Here is a 17425-nt window from a genome sequence, read left to right on the forward strand (position 1 = left end):
GGCGTCTGATGGGATGGGGGAGTGGTCAGCAGAACAGGGTCCCGGTATCGGCTGGTAAAGCCGGCAGGGCGTGCGGAGGGGCCTTCCCCTGCGCCGGTTCTGGACGCCGATCAGCAGTCGGTGGTCGAGCACCCGGGTGGGCCGTTGCTCGTGCTGGCCGGGCCGGGGACGGGTAAGACGACGACGCTCGTCGAGGCCGTTGTGGATCGCGTCGCCAATCGTGGGTTGAGCCCGGACCAGGTGTTGGTGCTGACGTTCGGGCGGAAGGCCGCGACCGAGCTGCGGGACCGGATCACCGGGCGGCTGGGGCGGACGACGCGGGTGATGCCGTCGATGACGTTCCACTCGTTCTGCTACGCGTTGCTGCGTCGGTTCACCCCGGCCGACGCGTTCGACGTACCGCTGCGGCTGCCGTCGGGTCCGGAGCAGTCGCTGCGGCTGAGCGAGGTGCTCGGTGGGAGTCGCGAGGTCGGTGTGGTGCACTGGCCGAGCAGCCTGCACCCGGCGCTGAAGACCCGCGGGTTCACCGACGAGGTGCAGGCCGTGATCGGCAAGGCGCGGCAGCTCGGGCTCGACCCGGAGGACCTGTCCGCGATCGGCCAGTCGGCGAGCCGGCCGGAGTGGGTCGCGGTCGGTGACTTCTTCGAGGAGTACCTGCAGATCCTCGACCACGAGCAGGTCCTGGACTACTCCGAGCTGATCCACCGCGCGGTGATCCTGGCGCAGCAGCCGCAGGTCCAGGCGAAGTTGCGCGAGGAGTTCAAGGTCGTCTTCGTCGACGAGTACCAGGACACCGACCCGGGCCAGACCAAGCTGCTGCAGGCGATCGCCGGCGACGGGCGGGACCTTGTCGTGGTCGGCGATCCGGACCAGTCGATCTACACGTTCCGCGGTGCCGACGTCCGGGGGCTGCTGCGGTTCACCGAGGAGTTCCCGACGGCGACCGGCGAGCCCGCGGCCCAGATCGCGCTCGCGACGACCCGACGGTTCGGTACGACGCTGCTGCGCGTCTCGCGCAACGTGGTGAACCGGCTCGGTGTCCCGGGGACCTTGGACCGCGACACCTTCGACCGTTTCCGCAATCCCGATGCGAGCGGCTGCGTCTTCGGCCCGGGCAAGGTCGAGGCCAACCTCTACTCCACCAGCGGGGCCGAGCTGGAGCACATCGCCGACCTGCTGCGCCGGGCTCACGTGCAGGACGGCATCGGCTGGCACGAGATGGCCGTGCTCGTGCGGTCCGGCAGCATCTCGATCCCGCCGCAGCGGCGTGCGCTGGCGGCGGCGGGGATCCCGGTGGACGTGGCAGGTGACGAGCTGCCGCTGTCGCGGGAGCCCGCCGTACGGCCGATGCTGCTGGCGTTGCGGGCCGTCGCGGATCCGTCGACGCTGACGGTCGACGTCGTACGGGCTCTGGCGTTGTCGCCGTTGGGGGCGATGGATGCCGGCCAGCTGCGGCGGCTCGCGCGCGTACTGCGGAAGCGGGACCGAGAGGTCGCGGCCGGGCAGCGGCTGCCGCGGTCGTCGGACGAGCTGCTCCGCGAGGCGATGCTCGACCCGTTGCTGCTCGACGAGCAGGCGTCCCCGGCCGAGGCGCGGTTCGTGGCGCTCGGCGAGAGGTTGCTCAAGGCAAGGAACATCGTGAACGCCGGCGCCGCGCCGGACGAGGTGATGTGGTCGCTGTGGTCGGAGTCGCCGTGGCTGCGCCGGTTGCGCGGCCAGGCGAACAGCGGCGGCGAGGTGGCCCGCTCGGCGAACCGGGACCTCGACTCGCTGTGCGCGCTGTTCGATGCGGCCGGGCGGGCCGAGGAGCAGATCGGGTTCAAGGGCGTCTCGGCGTTCCTGAACGAGCTGGAGAACCTGGACATCGCGGGCGACAACCGGTACGACGCGACGTACCGCGAAACCGGTGTGCAGCTGATGACCGCGCACCGGTCGAAGGGGCTGCAGTGGCGGCTCGTCGTGGTCGCGAGCGTGCAGGAAGGGCAGTGGCCCGACCTGCGGCGCCGGGGATCCCTGCTGGAGCCGGACCGGCTCGGGCCGGACGGGCTGGTCGAGCCGTTGTCGGCCGGCGCGATCCTGGCCGAGGAACGACGGCTGTTCTACGTCGCGATCACGCGGGCGCGGGAGCGGCTGATCGTGACCTCGGTGCAGGCGCCGGAGGCCGACGGGGATCAGCCGTCGCGGTTGCTGGCCGAGCTGGACATTCCTTTGAAGCTGGTCGCCGGGCGGCCGCGGCGACCGCTGTCGCTGCCGGGACTGGTGGCGGATCTGCGGTGCGTGCTGGCGGATCCGGCGTCGTCGCCTGCGTTGAAGCGGGTCGCTGCCGATCGGCTCGCCGTACTGGCTGATGCTGTGGACGAGCGTGGGTACTCGCTGGTCCCGACGGCCGAGCCGGAGCGCTGGTGGGGCGTGCGTGAGCGGACCAGGTCGGAGCGGCCGATCGCGGTCGAGGACGAGCCGGTCCCGCTGTCCGGCAGCGCGCTGACGACGATCGTGGACTGTCCGCTGCGGTGGTTCCTGCAGCGCAAGGCCGGTGGAGAGACCCCCAGTACGTCGGCGATCGGGTTCGGCATGGTGCTGCACACGCTGGCCGACGCGGTCGCGACCGGGACGCTGCCGCCGGACGCCGACGAGCTGAACGGGTGGCTCGACAAGGTGTGGACGCAGCTCGAGTTCGAGTCGACCTGGATCTCGGACCGCGAGCGGGTCGAGGCCGAGCTGGCGCTGCGGCGGTTCGTCGCGTGGCACCAGGGGCGGCCGGACCGGCGGCTCGTGGGCTCCGAGGTCGACTTCAGCGTGATGCTGCCGGACGAGGAGAAGCCCGGCGTCCAGGTGAAGGGCCGGATGGACCGGATCGAGCAGGACGGCGACGGCAAGATCCGCGTCATCGACCTGAAGACCGGCCGCACGGTGCCGACCAAGCCGGCGCTGGAGCGGCACGTGCAGCTGGCGATCTACCAGCGCGCGATCGCCTCCCGTCAGCTGAAGCTGCTGGGCGAGGAGGCGGAGAGCGGTGGCGCCGAGCTGGTGCAGCTCCGGCACGACGACATCGGCCTGCCGAAGGTCCAGGGCCAAGCACCGCTGGAGCCCGACGACGACGGCCGCACCTGGCTGGACGACGCGGTCGAGAACGCGGAGGCGATGGTCCGCTCGGAGGAGTTCACCGCCAAACGGAACGACGGGTGCGCGCGGTGCGACGTACGGGGTCTGTGCCCGATTCAGCCTGAGGGGAGGGAGATCGTCTGATGGCCGCCAAGTTGGAGACCACGGCCGACCTGGTCGAGCTGCTCGGGATTCCCTTCAGCGATCAGCAGTTGGAGGCGATCACCGCTCCGTTGGCACCTGGCGTGATCGTGGCCGGTGCCGGATCGGGCAAGACGACCGCGATGGCGGCGCGGGTGGTGTGGCTGATCTGCACCGGGCAGGTGAAGCCCGAGGAGGTGCTCGGGCTGACCTTCACCAAGAAGGCCGCCAACGAGCTCGACGTCCGGATCCGCGAGGACCTGACCAAGGCCGGCGTCCTGGGGTCGACGCTGCCGCGCGACCAGCACCCGGTGCTCGCCGCGCACCTGCGCAAGAACGTCCCCAACTGGGAGCCCGAGGAGCCCGGCGAACCGGTCGTCTCGACGTACCACGCCTTCGCCGGCACGCTCATCGCCGAGCACGGCCTGCGACTCGGCCTCGAACCCGACGTCCGCGTGCTGGCCGACGCCACCCGCTTCCAGCTCGCCGGGCGCGTCGTACGGCGCTCGGCCGGTCCGATCCGGCACGCGTCGCACCACGTGCCGACATTGGTCAACAGCCTGCTCTCGCTCGACGGTGAGCTCGCCGACCACCTGCTGAGCGCCGACCGGATCCGCGATCACGACGAGGCCGTCCGGCAGGAGGTCGCGGCCGCGCGCAAGCAGACCGTCGACGTGAAGAAGCTCGGCGAGACCGCGTTGAAGCGCGGCGAGATCCTGCAGCTGGTCGAGGAGTACCAGGCGTACAAGGTCGAGCGCGGCGTCGTCGACTTCGCCGACCAGATGGCGCTCGGCGCGCGGCTCGCGGAGGAGTGCCCGGAGGTGCCGGCGATCGAGCGCGGGCGCTACAAGGTCGTGCTGCTCGACGAGTACCAGGACACCTCGGTGTCGCAGCGGCGGATGCTGACGGCGCTGTTCGCCGGCTCCGATCCTGTGGCGGGCCGCGGTCATCCCGTGACCGCTGTCGGTGATCCGTGCCAGGCGATCTACGGCTGGCGCGGTGCCTCGGTCGCGAACCTGGACGAGTTCCCCGAGCACTTCCGGCAGGCCGACGGCTCGCCCGCCCGGCGGTACGTGCTGAGCGTGAACCGCCGTTGCGGCAGCCGCATCCTCGCCGCAGCCAACGAGCACGCCACCGAGCTGTACGAGCAGCACCCGGGCGTCATTCCGCTGGAGGCGCCGGACGGTGCGCCCGAGGGCGCGATCACGGTCGGGCTGTTCGAGACCCGCTCGCAGGAGATCGAGTGGATCGCCGACTCGATCGTCGCCGCGCACAAGCTGCCGAACCGCAAGTGGAAGGACATCGGCATCCTGATGCGGACCAACGTCGACCTGTCCGCCGTGCACGAGGCGCTGATCGCGCGCAAGGTGCCGGTCGAGGTCGTCGGTCTGGGCGGGCTGCTCGCGTTGCCCGAGGTGGTCGACGTCGTCGCCACGCTGCAAGCCGTCAACGACCTGACCGCGAACGCCGCGATGCTGCGGATCCTGACCGGGCCGCGGTTCCGGATCGGGCACCGGGACCTGGCGCTGCTGGCGAACCGCTCGCGCATGCTCGCCGACGGCGGCGACCGTCCGGCCGCCGACGACCTGGTCGCCGCGCTCGACGCGGCCGTCGCGGGCATGGACTCGACCGAGGTGATCTCGCTCGCCGAGGCCGTCGACGACCCCGGCCTGATCGCCTGGGGGTACTCGGCGGAGGCACTCGAGCGGTTCGGCGAGCTGTCGACCGAGCTGCGGGAGCTGCGGGCACACGCGGGCGAGCCGCTGCTCGACCTGGTCCGCCGGGTGATCAGCACGATCGGGCTCGACGTCGAGCTGACCGCGACCCCGGACCACGTGGACTCCGGCCGGCGCGACCACCTCGCCGCGTTCTTGGATGCCGTGGGCAACTTCGTGTCGACCGAGTCGGACGGTTCGCTGGACGGATTGCTGGCGTACCTGGCAGCCGAGGAGGAGTACGCCGCCGGCCTCGACCTCGCCGTACCGAGTGAAGCGGACTCGGTGAAGCTGCTCACCACGCACCGGTCGAAGGGACTGGAGTGGCCGGTCGTGTTCGTGCCGACGCTGGTGAACAAGGTGTTCCCGTCCGACCGTGGGCGGGACAAGTGGACCACCAACGCGAAGGTGCTGCCGTGGCCGCTGCGCGGTGACGCCGACACGCTGCCGGACTTCCACGACCTGTCGAACGCCGGGCTGAAGGCCTTCGCCGACGAGTGCAAGCAGGTCAACGCGCTGGAGGAACGACGCCTCGGGTACGTCGCGTTCACGCGGGCCAAGGAGGTGCTGATCGCGACCGGGCACTGGTGGGGGCCGACGCAGAAGCGCCCGCGCGGACCCTCGGCGTACCTGGAGGTGCTGAAGAAGCACGCGGGGGAGCGGGTCGTCGCGTGGGCTTCGCAGCCCGAACTCAGTGAGGAGAACCCGGAGCTCGCCGAGCAGACCCAGGCCGCCTGGCCGGCGCCGTACGACCTGCCGGCGTACGAGCGTCGGTTGGAAGGGGCCGCGCTGGTGCAGCTGTCGCGCGCCGAGGGGCCTTCGCTTGATGCCGAGGAGTCGCTGTTCCTGGACGAGCAGGCGACCGTCGCGCGGTGGGACTCGGAGATCGAGCGTCTGCTGAGCGAGGCGCGTGAGACCCGCAGCCGCAAGGCGTACGACGTCGAGCTGCCGCGGGCGCTGTCGGCGACCCAGGTCATGCGACTGGCGAAGGATCCTGACGGCCTGGCGTCCGAGCTGGCCCGTCCGATGCCCCGCAAGCCCAACCGGGCCGCCCGCTTCGGTACCCGCTTCCACGCGTGGGTCGAGAGCTACTTCGGCCAGCAGTTCCTGATCGACCCCGACGACCTGCCCGGCGCCGCCGACGAGGGCATCGTCGACGACCACGACCTCACCGAGCTCATGGACGCCTTCCGCGTCGGCCCGTACGGCGAACGCGCGCCGTACGAGATCGAGGCGCCCTTCGCGCTGTCGATCGGCGGCCGCGTGGTCCGCGGCCGCATCGACGCGGTCTACCAGTCCGTCCGCCCCGACGGTTCTCGCGGTTACGACGTCATCGACTGGAAGACCAGCCGCTCCGAAACGGCCGACCCTCTCCAGCTGGCCATCTACCGCGTCGCCTGGGCCGAGCTCGTCGGTCTTCCCCTCCACCAGGTCGGCGCCGCCTTCTACTACGTTCGCACCGGCGACGTCGTCCGCCCCGACAACCTCCCCACCCGCGAGGCCTTGATCGAGCTTCTCAACACCTAGCCCCTACAGCCCCCGCGGCGGCAGCCTTCGCACCTGCCGACTCAACTCCACCACCCGCTCCCAGGACACTGCCCGCCGCCCGCGAGACCCGTCGTCCGAAGCCGCGAGGCACCTGTCGCCTCCGCCGGCACCGGTTACCTGCACCGGCTACCTGCACCGGTCGCCTCCACCTGTGCCAGCCGCCTCCGCCCGCACTGGCCACCTCCGTCTGCATCGGCCGCCTCCGCCTGTACCTGCACCGGCTACTCGGCCTCGCCTGCACGTCGGCCAACGGGGACCGAGGTCACCAATCCGGGACCTCGGACAAGTCATAGCCTGTCCGAAGTCCCGGCTTCTTGTTCAAGGTCCCCGGTGCTTCCCCGTGGTCCCGGGTGGACAGCTCTAGTAGCTCAGCCGCCAGGCTGAATGGCCCTCGACTCCCGCCGAACCAGTTCCGACGGAGTGACGCGCACCGGGAAGGGCCTGCTGCTTCCGAACACGTCCCCGCCTTTCACCACCGCCGTTTCCACGTACTTGCCTTCGGCAAGCTCCAGCACGGTCAGCACCTGCTCGTCCGGTTCGAACAGCCAGTACGCCGGCACGCCCGCGCGCTCGTACAAGGTCTTCTTCAGCACCTGGTCGATCGTGCGGGTCGTCTCCGACACGACCTCGATCACCAGCTGCACAGGATCTTTGACCGGTCCGCGCGGCAGATGCCCGGCGTGGCACACCAGCACGTCAGGCTGCAGGAGGGTCCGCTCGTCCGGCTGGTACTCGACCGGACCCACCATCACCTGGAACTGCGCCGGACTGCTCCGGCGCAGCAGAAATCCCAGTTCCAGCACTACCGCTTGCTGCGCCGCCCCACCATGCGGCGCCGCCACCAGAACCCCATCCACCAACTCGCACACCAAACGCCCCGGCAGCTTCCCCAGTTCAGCTACCGAGAACCCGTCACCCGCAGGAACGAACCCACCCACGCATCCGTCGCTCATGCACCAACGCTCGCCCGCCGGACCCGTCCCCGGCAGGCCAGATTCCCATCTGCCCCGAGATGCCCCGACGAGGCACCTCGCGCCCCGTCCCCGGGCCGGGCGATCAGCCGCCGTTGACCGGCCGCACCAACTCACCCGGGACGATACGCACAGCGAACGGAAGCTCCGCCTCGAACGTTTCGTTGCCTTTGGCGACAACCCGCTCGACGTAGTTGCCGTTGTCCAGCTCGAGCACCGTCAGGGTCTCGGCCTCCGGATCGACGATCCAGTACGAGGAGACTCCGGACTCCTCGTACAGGGCGCGCTTGAGCAGCAGGTCGGTCATCCGAGTGCTGGGGGAGAGGATCTCGACTGCCAGCAGCAACGGACAGAACTCGACTCCACGGGGTCCGACGTCACCGGAGCGGCAGACGAGCAGATCGGGTTGCAGCGAACGGTGCCGGCTGGGCCGGAAGTCGAACGGTGCGAAGAAGACCTCGAGCCCTTCCGGGCAGGCTGGCTGCAGCCGGAGGAAAAGCTGACCGGCGACCCGTTGGTGGATCGCGAGTGGTGCTGGAGTCACGAGCAGTTGACCGTCGACCAGTTCGTAGCGCATCCCGTCGTCGGGGAGGGCGTCGAGGTCGGCCAGTGTGAACTCGCCCGGCTCAAGTGTCTGCACGCTTCCCATGGTGCCTCCTTCGTGGACATGCGACCAGCATGAACGGCTCGGCGGGCTGTCGAGGTCCGATCCGGCGGACTGCCCCACGGTGCCCCGCGATCTGCCCCTGGATGGCCCACTAGCCCAGGAACTCGGCAGGCGAGAGGTCCACAGGAAACGGCAGATCTACACGATGCGACTCCTCGTACTGGATGACTGCCTGACAGATGTAGTGGCCGCGGGCAAGCTCGAGGACCGTGAGCTCCTGGCGGTCCGGATCCACGAGCCAGTACGACGGCACCCCGAAGCGTTCGTACAAAGCCCGCTTGTGGACCACATCGGTGACCCGCGTGGTAGGCGACAGGACCTCGACGGCCAGCGAGAGCCGCGGTGTGAAGACCGGCCCGGCCGACTCAGCGGGGCAGATGAGGAGGTCGGGGTGGAAGGTGTGCCGCGGCGTCGGGCGGAAGCCGAGCGAGTCGACGGCGACTCGAAGGTGCGGTGGGCAGGTGGACTTGAGCTTGATCATCAGGGCGACGATCGCCGCCTGGTGGGCAGGTGGTTGCGGGGCGGTGATCTGCAGGTGGCCGTCGATCACCTCGTAGAGGCCGTCGGCGGTGGATGGGTTCCCCAGGTTTCTCACCTCACCAGGTTGCCCGAAACCGGCGGCACCGCGCGGAAGTTGTCCACAGGGAGGTGGACCTGGCAGGTACGCCGCGCGGCTGATGTCGCGTGAGGTCAACTCGTTCTACGTTGAGAGACATGTTGATCGCAGAGGACCTGCTGTTGCTGCTGTACGACGACGAGACCGGCAAGCCGCTCACCGGCTCTCCGGGGTTGGACTACGCGCTGGCCGGAGCCGTCGTGGTCGAGTTGACGCTGCTGGGCAAGGTGGACATCACCACCGACAGCGACGACGGCAAGCCGGGCCGGCTGAAGGTGCTGGACCCCTCACCGACCGGTGACGCGCTGCTGGACGAGCGGCTCGCCCTGGTGGTGCAGCTGGCCGGCAAGAAGCCCAAGGACGTGATGGGCAAGCTCTCCAAGAAGCTGCGCGACCCGGTCCTGCGGCGGCTCGCCGAGCGGGGCATCCTGCAGGCGGAGGAGAACAAGGTGCTCGGGCTCTTCCCGGTCACCCGCTGGCCCGCGAAGGACGCGCAGCACGAGGGCGAGATCCGTGCGGCGCTGGAGAACGTGCTGAAGCTCGGCACCACGCCGGACGAGCGGACCGGTGCGCTGATCGCGCTGCTGAGCGCGCTGGACGTCGTACCGAAGGTGGTGACCGACGCGGTCGACCGCAAGGCGCTGAAGCGCCGGGCGAAGGAGATCGCCGAGTCCGACTGGGCCGCGGCCGCCGTACGGCGTGCTGTGCAGGACATGCAGACGGCCATCACCATGAGCATCGTCGTGGCCTCCACAGCAGGCGCGGCCTCCAGCGGCACCTGACCCGGCGATCCCCGCCCGCTCCGACGGGAGCAGGCGGGGATCAGCGCGGCTACTCAGCGGCGCAGTCGGCCTTGCAGAGCCGGTCCATCAAGGACAGGTGGGCACCCGGCTCGTCGGTGTCGGTCTCGACCGACAGCTCGACCTGCCAGTCGCCCTCGGTCAGCTGGGCGGTGGACTTGCCCGCCTGCTGCCCGAACCACTCGGTGATCTGCCGAGCCGGTACGACGTGCGCGATCTCCAGCGCCTGCGGCAGCACCTTGCCGATCTCGGCAGTGGCGGTCGCCGCCGTGCCCAGCGAGTGCAGCGACACCACCGGCGGACGCTTGTGGTTCCCGGTCAGCACCCACACCGCCACCGGGCCCGTCGTACAGATCGCGTAGTCGCCGTCCCGGCCGCACTTGTAGCCCGCACCGGTCAGGCCGGCGACGACCTGGGCGGCGGATAGGTCGGACGGGGTCGTACTGGCCGCTGCGTTGGTGGCAGCGACCGGAGCCTCACCGGACGTGTTGTCGTCACTGGAGCAGGCCGTGGTACCGATGAGCAGGGCAGTGCTCACCAAGGTGACGGCGTACCGCTTCAGACCGGCACCTCGACGGCGGCGTCGAGTGCGATCGTGATCATCTCGGAGAAGGTGGTCTGGCGCTCCTCGGCCGACGTCTCCTCCTTGGTGATCAGGTGGTCCGACACGGTCATGATGCCGAGCGCGCGGCGGCCGAACTTGGCGGCCAGCGTGTAGAGCGCCGAGGCCTCCATCTCGATGCCCAGCACGCCGTACTCGGCGGTCCGCGAGACCAGGTCGGCGCGGTCGTTGTAGAACAGGTCGCCGGAGAACACCTGGCCGACGTGCACGTTCAGCCCGGCCGCTTCGGCGGCGTCGGCCGCGGCGCGCAGCAGCTGGTAGTCGGCGGTCGGCGCGTAGTCGATGCCGTGGAAGCGCAGCCGGTTCATCTGCGAGTCGGTGCTGGCCGACATCGCGACGATCACGTCGCGGATCTTCACCTTCTCGGTCAGCGCCCCGCAGGTGCCGACCCGGATCAGCGTCTGGACGTCGTACTCGGCGAACAGCTCGTGGGCGTAGATCGAGGCCGACGCCTGCCCCATCCCGGACCCCTGGACGGAGACGCGCTCGCCCTTGTAGGTGCCGGTGAAGCCGAACATGTTCCGGACCTCGTTGTACTTGATCACGTCCGACAGGTAGGTCTCGGCGATCCACTGCGCCCGCAGCGGGTCACCGGGGAACAGGACCCGCGGAGCGATCTGTCCCTTCTCGGCGGCGATGTGAATACTCATGCCGGGATGCTCTCACGGTTGGTGGCCGGGATAGTTTGAGGACGTGGCTTATTCGATCGTTCCAGGTTCCCTCGCGCTGTCCCGTTCCGTCCTCGACCGCGCGGCCGATCGCCGCCGCGACGCGGAGTGGCTGGACAAGGCCTGGGCCGCACCGGACACGCAGGTCGCGCTGCTGGCCGGCGAGAAGCTGGCCGTCGACGAGGCCCGTACGGCGCTGCGTTTCGTGCCGCCGGCCGGAGCCCCCGACGGGCAGCGCGTCTTCCTCGGCATCGACCGCGAAGCCGGCGCGGGCCGTACGGCGGAAGGCCGCGCCGTCTTCGGCGTCATCGTCCCCGGCGAGCCCGAGGAGTCGTACGCCGGTCTGCGCGAGCTCGGCGCCGTCCTGAACGACCGCGAGGCCGGCATCGCCGTCAACCTCGTCGGCCTGGCCAACTGGCACGCCATCAACACCCACTGCTCGAACTGCGGCGCCCACACCGTCGTCGTCGACGCCGGGCACGTCCGCGACTGCCCGGACTGCGGCATGCACCACTTCCCGCGCAGCGACCCGGCCATCATCGTGCTGGTCACCGACGACGAGGACCGCGCGCTGCTCGGCCGCAACGAGAACTGGCCCGAGGGCCGCTTCTCGACGCTGGCCGGGTTCGTCGAGCCGGGCGAGTCGCTGGAGGCCGCCGTACGGCGTGAGGTGCTGGAGGAGACCGGTGTGGTGATCGGCGACGACGTCGAGTACGCCGGCAGTCAGCCTTGGCCGATGCCCCAGAGCCTGATGCTCGGCTACTACGCCAAGGCGACCGGCTTCGTGATCGAGGTGGACGACGACGAGATCGTCGACGCCCGCTGGTTCAGCCGCGAGGACCTGGCCGCGCAGATCGCCGACGAGACCCTGGCGCTGCCCGGCAACATCTCCATCTCGCGCCGCCTCATCGAAGGCTGGTACGGCGAGGAGCTGCCGGGCAGCTGGTAGGTCAGACGGCGATCTTCTCCGCGACCTGCGCGAGGCTCGGGTTGGTCATCGAGGTCCCGTCGGGGAACACCACCGTCGGGACGGTCTGGTTGCCGTTGTTGATCTTCTCGACCAGCTCGGCCGCGCCCGGCGTCTGCTCGATGTCGACCTCGGTGAACTCGATGCCGGCTCGCTTGAGCTGACCCTTCAGGCGGGCGCAGTAACCGCACCAAGGTGTCGAGTACATCGTGAATGTCTCCATCGGCACAGGCGCCATCGTGGCTCGCTCCGTCTCGGTCGTGGGCGACTTGTCCGTCGGCCCGTCTAGGGTTGACCCCGTCCTACCGGAGAACCACAGCGTCAGGGGTCCTGTTCCCGTATGTCTCACCCCGTGAGCGACATCACACGAGCCGTTGCGGCCCGCTCGGCCGACGAGCTGCTCGAGGCCCTCGATCCCGAGCAGCGCGCGGTCGCCACCGCCCTGCACGGACCGGTCGTGGTGATGGCCGGGGCGGGCACGGGCAAGACCCGCGCGATCACCCACCGGATCGCGTACGGCGTACGGACCGGAACGTACGACCCGGTCCGGGTGCTCGCGGTGACCTTCACGCAGCGCGCGGCCGGCGAGATGCGCGGCCGGCTCGGCCAGCTCGGCGTGGACGGCGTCCAGGCGCGGACGTTCCACTCGGCCGCGCTGCGCCAGGCCCGCTTCTTCTGGCCGAAGGTGTACGGCTCGGAGCTGCCGCAGATCGCGGACCGCAAGTTCCCGCTGCTCACCGAAGCAGCCGGCCGTTGCCGGGTCCGCGTCGACACCCCGGCGCTGCGCGACCTCGCCGGTGAGGTCGAGTGGGCCAAGGTCAGCAACGTCCGCCCCGACGACTACGCCCGGATCGCGCCGCGGTCCGGGCGCGCGCTGGCCGCCTTCGACCCGCCCACGATCGCGCGCGTCTTCGCGGCGTACGAGGACGTGAAGCTGGAGCGCGGCCGGATCGACCTGGAGGACGTGCTGCTCTGCGCGGTCGCGCTGCTGGCCGAGGACGAGCGGGTCGCCGCGGAGATCCGCAGGCAGTACCGGACCTTCGTCGTCGACGAGTACCAGGACGTCAGCCCGATCCAGCAGAGCCTGCTCAACCTGTGGCTCGGCGGCCGTGACGACGTCTGTGTGGTCGGCGACCCGGCGCAGACCATCTACTCCTGGGCCGGCGCCGACCCGGAGAACCTGGTCCGCTTCGCCTCCAAGCACCCGAACGCGAACGTGATCAAGCTGGTCCGCGACTACCGGTCCACCCCGCAGATCGTCGACGTCGCCAACAAGATCCTCGACGCCGCCGGTCCGTCCGGACTGCCCGGCCGGGTCACGCTGCGCTCGCAGCTCGAGCCGGGCCCCGCCCCGACGTACAGGGAGTACTCCGACGAGGTCGCCGAGGCGGACGCCGTCGCGCGGGCGGTCCAGCGGCTGAACGAGGAGGGTGTCGCGCTGCGCGACATCGCCGTGCTGTTCAGGACCAACGCCCAGTCGGAGAACTTCGAGCAGGCATTGGCCGAGCGCAAGATCCCCGCCGTGCTGAAGGGAGCCGAGCGGTTCTTCGAGCGGCCCGAGATCCGGCAGGCGGCGATGCTGCTGCGCGGCCAGGTCAAGGGCGGCGACCCGGGCGACGACCTGCAGGAGACCGTCCGCGGCGTCTTGGGCGGCGCCGGCTGGACGCAGGACCCACCGGCGGGTAAGGGCGCGGTGCGGGACCGGTGGGAGTCGCTGGCCGCGCTGGTGACGATGACGTCCGACTTCGCCAAGTCGCACCCGGAGGCCGGGCTGGTCGACCTGATGAACGAGCTGGACCGGCGGGCCTCGATCCAGCACGCGCCGCTGGCCGAGGGCGTCACGCTGGCGACGCTGCACACGGCCAAGGGCCTGGAGTGGGAGTGCGTGTTCATCGTCGGGGCCCACGAGGGCACCCTGCCGATCAGCTACGCCCAGACCCCGACCCAGGTCGAGGAGGAACGACGGCTCTTCTACGTCGGGGTGACGCGGGCCAAACAGCAGCTGTTCGTCAGCTGGTCGACGTCGCGCTCGCCGGGCGGCCGCGGGACGCGGGGGCCGACCCGGTTCCTCGACCCGATCGGCGTCCGCGGATCGTCGCGGCCGGCCGCGACGGAGTGGGCGGCGCCCGGCCGCACCGGCCGGGAGCGCTCGGACAAGCCGATCCCGAAGTGCCGGGTCTGCGGCCGCGGCCTGCTCGACCCGGGCGCCCGCAAGCTCGGCCGCTGCGAGGACTGCCCGTCGACGATGGACCAGCAGCTGTACGACGCGCTCTTGGCCTGGCGCGCCGAGCGCGCCGCGGAGGAAAGCGTTCCGGCGTTCGTGATCTTCACCGACGCCACCCTGACCGCGATCGCGGAGGCCCGCCCGACCGACGAGCGCGAGCTGCTCCGCATCCCGGGCATCGGCCGCACCAAGCTGACCAAGTACGGCGAACCGGTCATCGTGATCTGCACTCGTCGGTAATTGAGAAAGAAATCTGTTGCAGGGTTGAGGGTCCGGGCCGCAGAGTTGGTCAAGAGGCTTCTGCCACCGGCAGACGCGATGGCACTTAGATGACAGAGGCAACGATTCCGCAGCGTGCGGGACGGGCGCCGGAGCGTGCCGAAGCGATGACTTCGGGGTCGCGCGGCGGCAACTTCCGGCCAATGTCAGAAACTGCCGTTAAATAGTTTGCGGGGCTCGCGCGCCTCGGCGTACTGTTCTTTCTGCGGTCACCGGTGTGGCCGAAAACTTCAAACTACAGCGATCGAGCTTGCCGCCCGTTCGCGACAACGAGAGGAGGTGCCTGGGAAATGATGACGAACATGACGATGAAGCCGAAGTTCGCCGGCGACGTGCTGCCGTGCGCCCTCATCCCGGGTGCCGTCTCGCGTCTGCACGTCGAGACCGTTGTTCTCACGGCCAAGGCTTTCGCCCCGATCCAGGGCGGAGCTGTCGGTGATGTGAAGCGTGGCGGTTCGGGTTCTCGATCTTGGAGTCCACCGGTCTGACTCTCGAAGTCAGCCGGCACCTCCAAGGCCGCGGAACCCACCAAGGGTCCCGCGGCCTTTTTGTTTGTCAACCCACAGTTTGCCGGCCACCAACCGGTGGCCGGTCCGGACGACAAGAGATCAGTAAGACAGTCACTAGGAGGTGACCGGTATGAGCGTGAGCTTCCTCGATCAATTCACCGAGGTTGCCGCGTCGGAGGACCTGCCCTGTCGGTCCTACGCGCCCGAGCTTTTCTTCGCAGAGTCCCCGTCGGACGTCGAGTACGCGAAGTCTCTCTGCACCACCTGCCCCTTGATGGCCGAGTGCCTGGCCGGAGCGCTCGAGCGCTCCGAGCCGTGGGGTGTGTGGGGAGGCCAGCTGTTCGTCCAGGGAGTGGTGGTGGCGCGCAAGCGTCCCCGCGGACGTCCCCGCAAGAGCGACACCGTGACCGCTGCCTGATCCATCCATCCGAAACGAGACTCGAACCATGAACCCGAACCGCACTCACAGGAGCACTCAGATGAACTTACTTCAGGAAGACCTCGCACGAGCTCACTGTCGATCTTTACTGAACGACGCCGAGCAGAACCGGCGCTTCTACCTGGCGACGCAGGTCGCCAAGGCCCAGAAGCAGGCCGAGCGGGCCACCCGGCGCGCGGAGAGGGCCAGCGCAAAAGCGCGCCTCACCCTCGCCCGTCTGGTCTGATCCACCCGGACGCCGATCCACCGGCCGGACCCTCGAGTCCGGCCGGCCGGCGACCAAGTACAACCGGCTGACGCGGCCGGAGCCGATCTCCAGCACGCCGCGTGCAGCCCGACCCAGCAGCCGTCCGCAGGTCTCGGGAGCAGGGGCCCGAACCAGCGAAGCTGCAGCCCGAGGGGCGGCATCCACCCGGATGCCGCCCCTCGGCGCGTCTCCGGCGGTACGCCGATGCACGGCCGGCGCCACCCCGACGTACGACTGCCGCCGTTTCCGATGGCTGACGCTGATTGTCACGACTGACGCCGTACAACGCGTCAGTCGTGACAATCGGCGCCACCGGACCGTTGGAGCCCGACCAGGCTGATGCCGCGGGGATAGGCTCGGCGTATGCACCACACCTGTGCACGCTGCGGGCAGCAGGCTGAGACCGATGACCTGCCGATCACCTGGATGACCTCGGTCGAGAACGGCCGGCGCCTGGCCTACTGCGACCGCTGCGCCCGCGACAACGTCCGCAGCATCGAGGGCAAGCTCGACAGCGCCTGGTGGTGATCTGGCGGCGCTGAAGGCTAGGTCAGGTCCTCGTCCATGAACCCGGGCAGGAACTCCTCCAGCACCGAGCGGAACGGCGCCTCGGTCTCCAGCTGCGACAGCACCGCGATGCCGCCGATCCACACCCGGTGGATCAGCAGGTACGACGGCGGCATGTTCAGCCGCAGCGCCAGGGAGGCGTTCGGGGAGCGGAAGTCGCCGGTCCGGTTCGCCTGCTCGCGCATCCACGCGCGGCTGAACTGGAACGTCTCCGCCCGGGCCGGCTCCGCGAAGGGCGCCAGGTAGTCCATCAGTTGCTCGGGGTCGATCTCCATCCGCGGCTTGACGAACCCCTCGGCCCGCAGCCCGGCCAGGACCTCGTCGCCGTCGCCGTCCAGGGAGATCCGCAGCAACCGCCCCATCGCCGGCGGCAGCCCGTCGGGCAGTCGCGCGCAGAGCCCGAAGTCGACCACGCCGAGCCGCCCGTCGGCCAGGACGCGGAAATTCCCCGGGTGAGGGTCGGAGTGCAGCAGCCCGGCCAGCCGCGGCCCGCTGAACATGAACCGGACGTACTTCAGCCCGAGCTCGTCGCGCTCGGCCTTCGTCCCGTCGGTGATGAAGCTCGACAGCGGCTTGCCTTCGATCCACTCCGACACGATCACGGTCGGGGAGTGCTTCACCACCCGCGGGACGACGAACTCCGGGTGGTCCTTGAAGGCGTCGGCGTACTGCTGCTGCGCCTGCGCCTCGCGGTCGTAGTCGAGCTCCTCGCCGATCCGGTCCTGCAGCTCGGCGATCAGCGGCTTCATGTCGAGTCCCGGGACGAGCGTCCCGAAGGTCCGGGCGAACCGGCCCAGCTGCTTCAGGTCGGCCCGTAGCGCCTCGGCGGCGCCCGGGTACTGCAGCTTGATGGCGACCTCGCGGCCGTCCTTGAGCATCCCGCGGTGCACCTGCCCGATCGACGCGGCCGCGGCCGGCTTGTCGTCGAACTCGGAAAACCGGCTGCGCCAGCGCTTGCCGAGCTCCTCGGACAGGATCTTGTCGACCGTCGCGGCCGGCATCGGCGGGGCGGAGTCCTGGAGCTTGGTGAGCGTCGCCCGGTACGGCGCCGCGAGCTCCTCGGGCATCGCCGACTCCATCAGGCTGAGCATCTGCCCGAACTTCATCGCGCCGCCCTTGAGCTCACCCAGGACGGAGAACAGCTGGTCGGCGGTCCGGCGCTGGAACTCGGCCATCACCGCCTCGGCCGGCGCACCGCCGATCCGTTTGCCGAGCCCGACGGTCGCCCGCCCGGCGGCACCGAGCGGCAGGCTCGCCAGCTTCGCCGTACGGCTGAGCGCCTTGCGGGGGAGGTCGGACACATCCCCATTCTGTCGCCTCACCCAAGCCCGGCCCCGGCGGGG

At 70.0% G+C, this 17425-nt stretch carries 16 protein-coding genes; 9 read left to right on the forward strand and 7 right to left on the reverse strand.

The window, feature by feature from the left end:
* The first annotated feature begins 21 nt into the window (after positions 1 to 21).
* Positions 22 to 3246 (forward strand): ATP-dependent helicase, encoded by a 3225-nt coding sequence (locus tag ACLQ2O_RS14615; protein WP_425831394.1) that lies wholly within the window; start codon positions 22 to 24, stop codon positions 3244 to 3246.
* Positions 3246 to 6485 carry a UvrD-helicase domain-containing protein gene (locus ACLQ2O_RS14620; protein WP_425831396.1) on the forward strand — a complete coding sequence of 1080 codons (3240 nt, stop codon included), beginning with the start codon at positions 3246 to 3248 and terminating at the stop codon, positions 6483 to 6485. Before ACLQ2O_RS14615 ends, ACLQ2O_RS14620 begins: the two co-directional genes overlap by 1 nt.
* 389 nt (positions 6486 to 6874) lie before the next feature.
* On the opposite strand, the gene ACLQ2O_RS14625 is transcribed toward ACLQ2O_RS14620, so the two are convergent.
* From ACLQ2O_RS14625 to ACLQ2O_RS14635, 3 genes are all read right to left on the reverse strand, one after another.
* Complete coding sequence (locus ACLQ2O_RS14625) at positions 6875 to 7459, reverse strand: Uma2 family endonuclease (RefSeq protein WP_425831398.1); 585 nt, start codon at positions 7457 to 7459, stop codon at positions 6875 to 6877.
* 103 nt (positions 7460 to 7562) lie between these two features.
* Positions 7563 to 8126, reverse strand: coding sequence for a Uma2 family endonuclease (locus tag ACLQ2O_RS14630; RefSeq protein WP_425831400.1), 564 nt, complete (start codon positions 8124 to 8126; stop codon positions 7563 to 7565).
* Between the two features lie 109 nt (positions 8127 to 8235).
* Positions 8236 to 8739: a Uma2 family endonuclease gene (locus tag ACLQ2O_RS14635; protein ID WP_425831402.1), complete on the reverse strand. Its 504-nt coding sequence runs from the start codon at positions 8737 to 8739 to the stop codon at positions 8236 to 8238.
* 119 nt (positions 8740 to 8858) lie between these two features.
* Here ACLQ2O_RS14635 and ACLQ2O_RS14640 point away from each other — a divergent pair, with 119 nt between their 5' ends.
* The gene (locus ACLQ2O_RS14640; protein WP_425831404.1) at positions 8859 to 9542 is read left to right on the forward strand and encodes a GOLPH3/VPS74 family protein; all 684 of its coding nucleotides are present in this window, start codon (positions 8859 to 8861) and stop codon (positions 9540 to 9542) included.
* Positions 9543 to 9591: 49 nt separating this feature from the next.
* Here ACLQ2O_RS14640 and ACLQ2O_RS14645 read toward each other — a convergent pair whose 3' ends face one another.
* A complete protein-coding gene (locus tag ACLQ2O_RS14645) occupies positions 9592 to 10098 on the reverse strand; it encodes a hypothetical protein (RefSeq protein WP_425831406.1) in 507 nt (168 codons plus the stop codon).
* 20 nt (positions 10099 to 10118) lie between these two features.
* Positions 10119 to 10832, reverse strand: a complete 714-nt coding sequence (deoD, locus tag ACLQ2O_RS14650; protein ID WP_425831408.1) for a purine-nucleoside phosphorylase — start codon at positions 10830 to 10832, stop codon at positions 10119 to 10121.
* Between the two features lie 43 nt (positions 10833 to 10875).
* Between deoD and nudC the strand changes: the two genes are divergently transcribed.
* Entirely contained in the window at positions 10876 to 11799 is a 924-nt protein-coding gene (gene nudC, locus ACLQ2O_RS14655) for an NAD(+) diphosphatase (RefSeq protein ID WP_425831410.1), read from the forward strand.
* A gap of 1 nt (position 11800) precedes the next feature.
* Here nudC and ACLQ2O_RS14660 read toward each other — a convergent pair whose 3' ends face one another.
* Entirely contained in the window at positions 11801 to 12040 is a 240-nt protein-coding gene (locus ACLQ2O_RS14660; protein WP_425832608.1) for a mycoredoxin, read from the reverse strand.
* Positions 12041 to 12157: 117 nt separating this feature from the next.
* On the opposite strand from ACLQ2O_RS14660, the gene ACLQ2O_RS14665 reads away from it, so the two are divergent.
* The 5 genes from ACLQ2O_RS14665 (at position 12158) to ACLQ2O_RS14685 (ending at position 16043) form a co-directional block, all read left to right on the forward strand.
* A complete protein-coding gene (locus ACLQ2O_RS14665) occupies positions 12158 to 14281 on the forward strand; it encodes an ATP-dependent DNA helicase UvrD2 (RefSeq protein WP_425831412.1) in 2124 nt (707 codons plus the stop codon).
* 329 nt (positions 14282 to 14610) lie between these two features.
* Complete coding sequence (locus ACLQ2O_RS14670; RefSeq protein ID WP_425831414.1) at positions 14611 to 14808, forward strand: hypothetical protein; 198 nt, start codon at positions 14611 to 14613, stop codon at positions 14806 to 14808.
* A 151-nt stretch (positions 14809 to 14959) separates the two neighbouring features.
* Positions 14960 to 15247 (forward strand): WhiB family transcriptional regulator, encoded by a 288-nt coding sequence (locus ACLQ2O_RS14675; RefSeq protein ID WP_184797050.1) that lies wholly within the window; start codon positions 14960 to 14962, stop codon positions 15245 to 15247.
* Positions 15248 to 15308: 61 nt separating this feature from the next.
* Entirely contained in the window at positions 15309 to 15494 is a 186-nt protein-coding gene (locus tag ACLQ2O_RS14680) for a hypothetical protein (RefSeq protein WP_425831417.1), read from the forward strand.
* A gap of 384 nt (positions 15495 to 15878) precedes the next feature.
* Entirely contained in the window at positions 15879 to 16043 is a 165-nt protein-coding gene (locus tag ACLQ2O_RS14685) for a hypothetical protein (protein ID WP_425831418.1), read from the forward strand.
* A 17-nt stretch (positions 16044 to 16060) separates the two neighbouring features.
* Here ACLQ2O_RS14685 and ACLQ2O_RS14690 read toward each other — a convergent pair whose 3' ends face one another.
* Entirely contained in the window at positions 16061 to 17383 is a 1323-nt protein-coding gene (locus ACLQ2O_RS14690) for an ABC1 kinase family protein (protein WP_425831420.1), read from the reverse strand.
* Between the last annotated feature and the right edge of the window lie 42 nt (positions 17384 to 17425).

It is taken from the genome of Kribbella sp. DT2 (genome assembly GCF_049844575.1).
Lineage (GTDB): Bacteria > Actinomycetota > Actinomycetes > Propionibacteriales > Kribbellaceae > Kribbella.

What these genes read in the sequence shown, in the direction of transcription:
- ACLQ2O_RS14640 (WP_425831404.1), top strand. Translation starts at nt 8,859, where the DNA reads ATGTTGATCGCAGAGGACCTGCTGTTGCTGCTGTACGACGACGAGACC.
- ACLQ2O_RS14680 (WP_425831417.1), top strand. Translation starts at nt 15,309, where the DNA reads ATGAACTTACTTCAGGAAGACCTCGCACGAGCTCACTGTCGATCTTTA.
- ACLQ2O_RS14675 (WP_184797050.1), top strand. Translation starts at nt 14,960, where the DNA reads ATGAGCGTGAGCTTCCTCGATCAATTCACCGAGGTTGCCGCGTCGGAG.
- ACLQ2O_RS14630 (WP_425831400.1), bottom strand. Translation starts at nt 8,126, where the DNA reads ATGGGAAGCGTGCAGACACTTGAGCCGGGCGAGTTCACACTGGCCGAC.
- ACLQ2O_RS14685 (WP_425831418.1), top strand. Translation starts at nt 15,879, where the DNA reads ATGCACCACACCTGTGCACGCTGCGGGCAGCAGGCTGAGACCGATGAC.
- ACLQ2O_RS14660 (WP_425832608.1), bottom strand. Translation starts at nt 12,040, where the DNA reads ATGGAGACATTCACGATGTACTCGACACCTTGGTGCGGTTACTGCGCC.
- ACLQ2O_RS14665 (WP_425831412.1), top strand. Translation starts at nt 12,158, where the DNA reads ATGTCTCACCCCGTGAGCGACATCACACGAGCCGTTGCGGCCCGCTCG.
- ACLQ2O_RS14670 (WP_425831414.1), top strand. Translation starts at nt 14,611, where the DNA reads ATGATGACGAACATGACGATGAAGCCGAAGTTCGCCGGCGACGTGCTG.
- deoD (WP_425831408.1), bottom strand. Translation starts at nt 10,832, where the DNA reads ATGAGTATTCACATCGCCGCCGAGAAGGGACAGATCGCTCCGCGGGTC.
- ACLQ2O_RS14620 (WP_425831396.1), top strand. Translation starts at nt 3,246, where the DNA reads ATGGCCGCCAAGTTGGAGACCACGGCCGACCTGGTCGAGCTGCTCGGG.
- ACLQ2O_RS14625 (WP_425831398.1), bottom strand. Translation starts at nt 7,459, where the DNA reads ATGAGCGACGGATGCGTGGGTGGGTTCGTTCCTGCGGGTGACGGGTTC.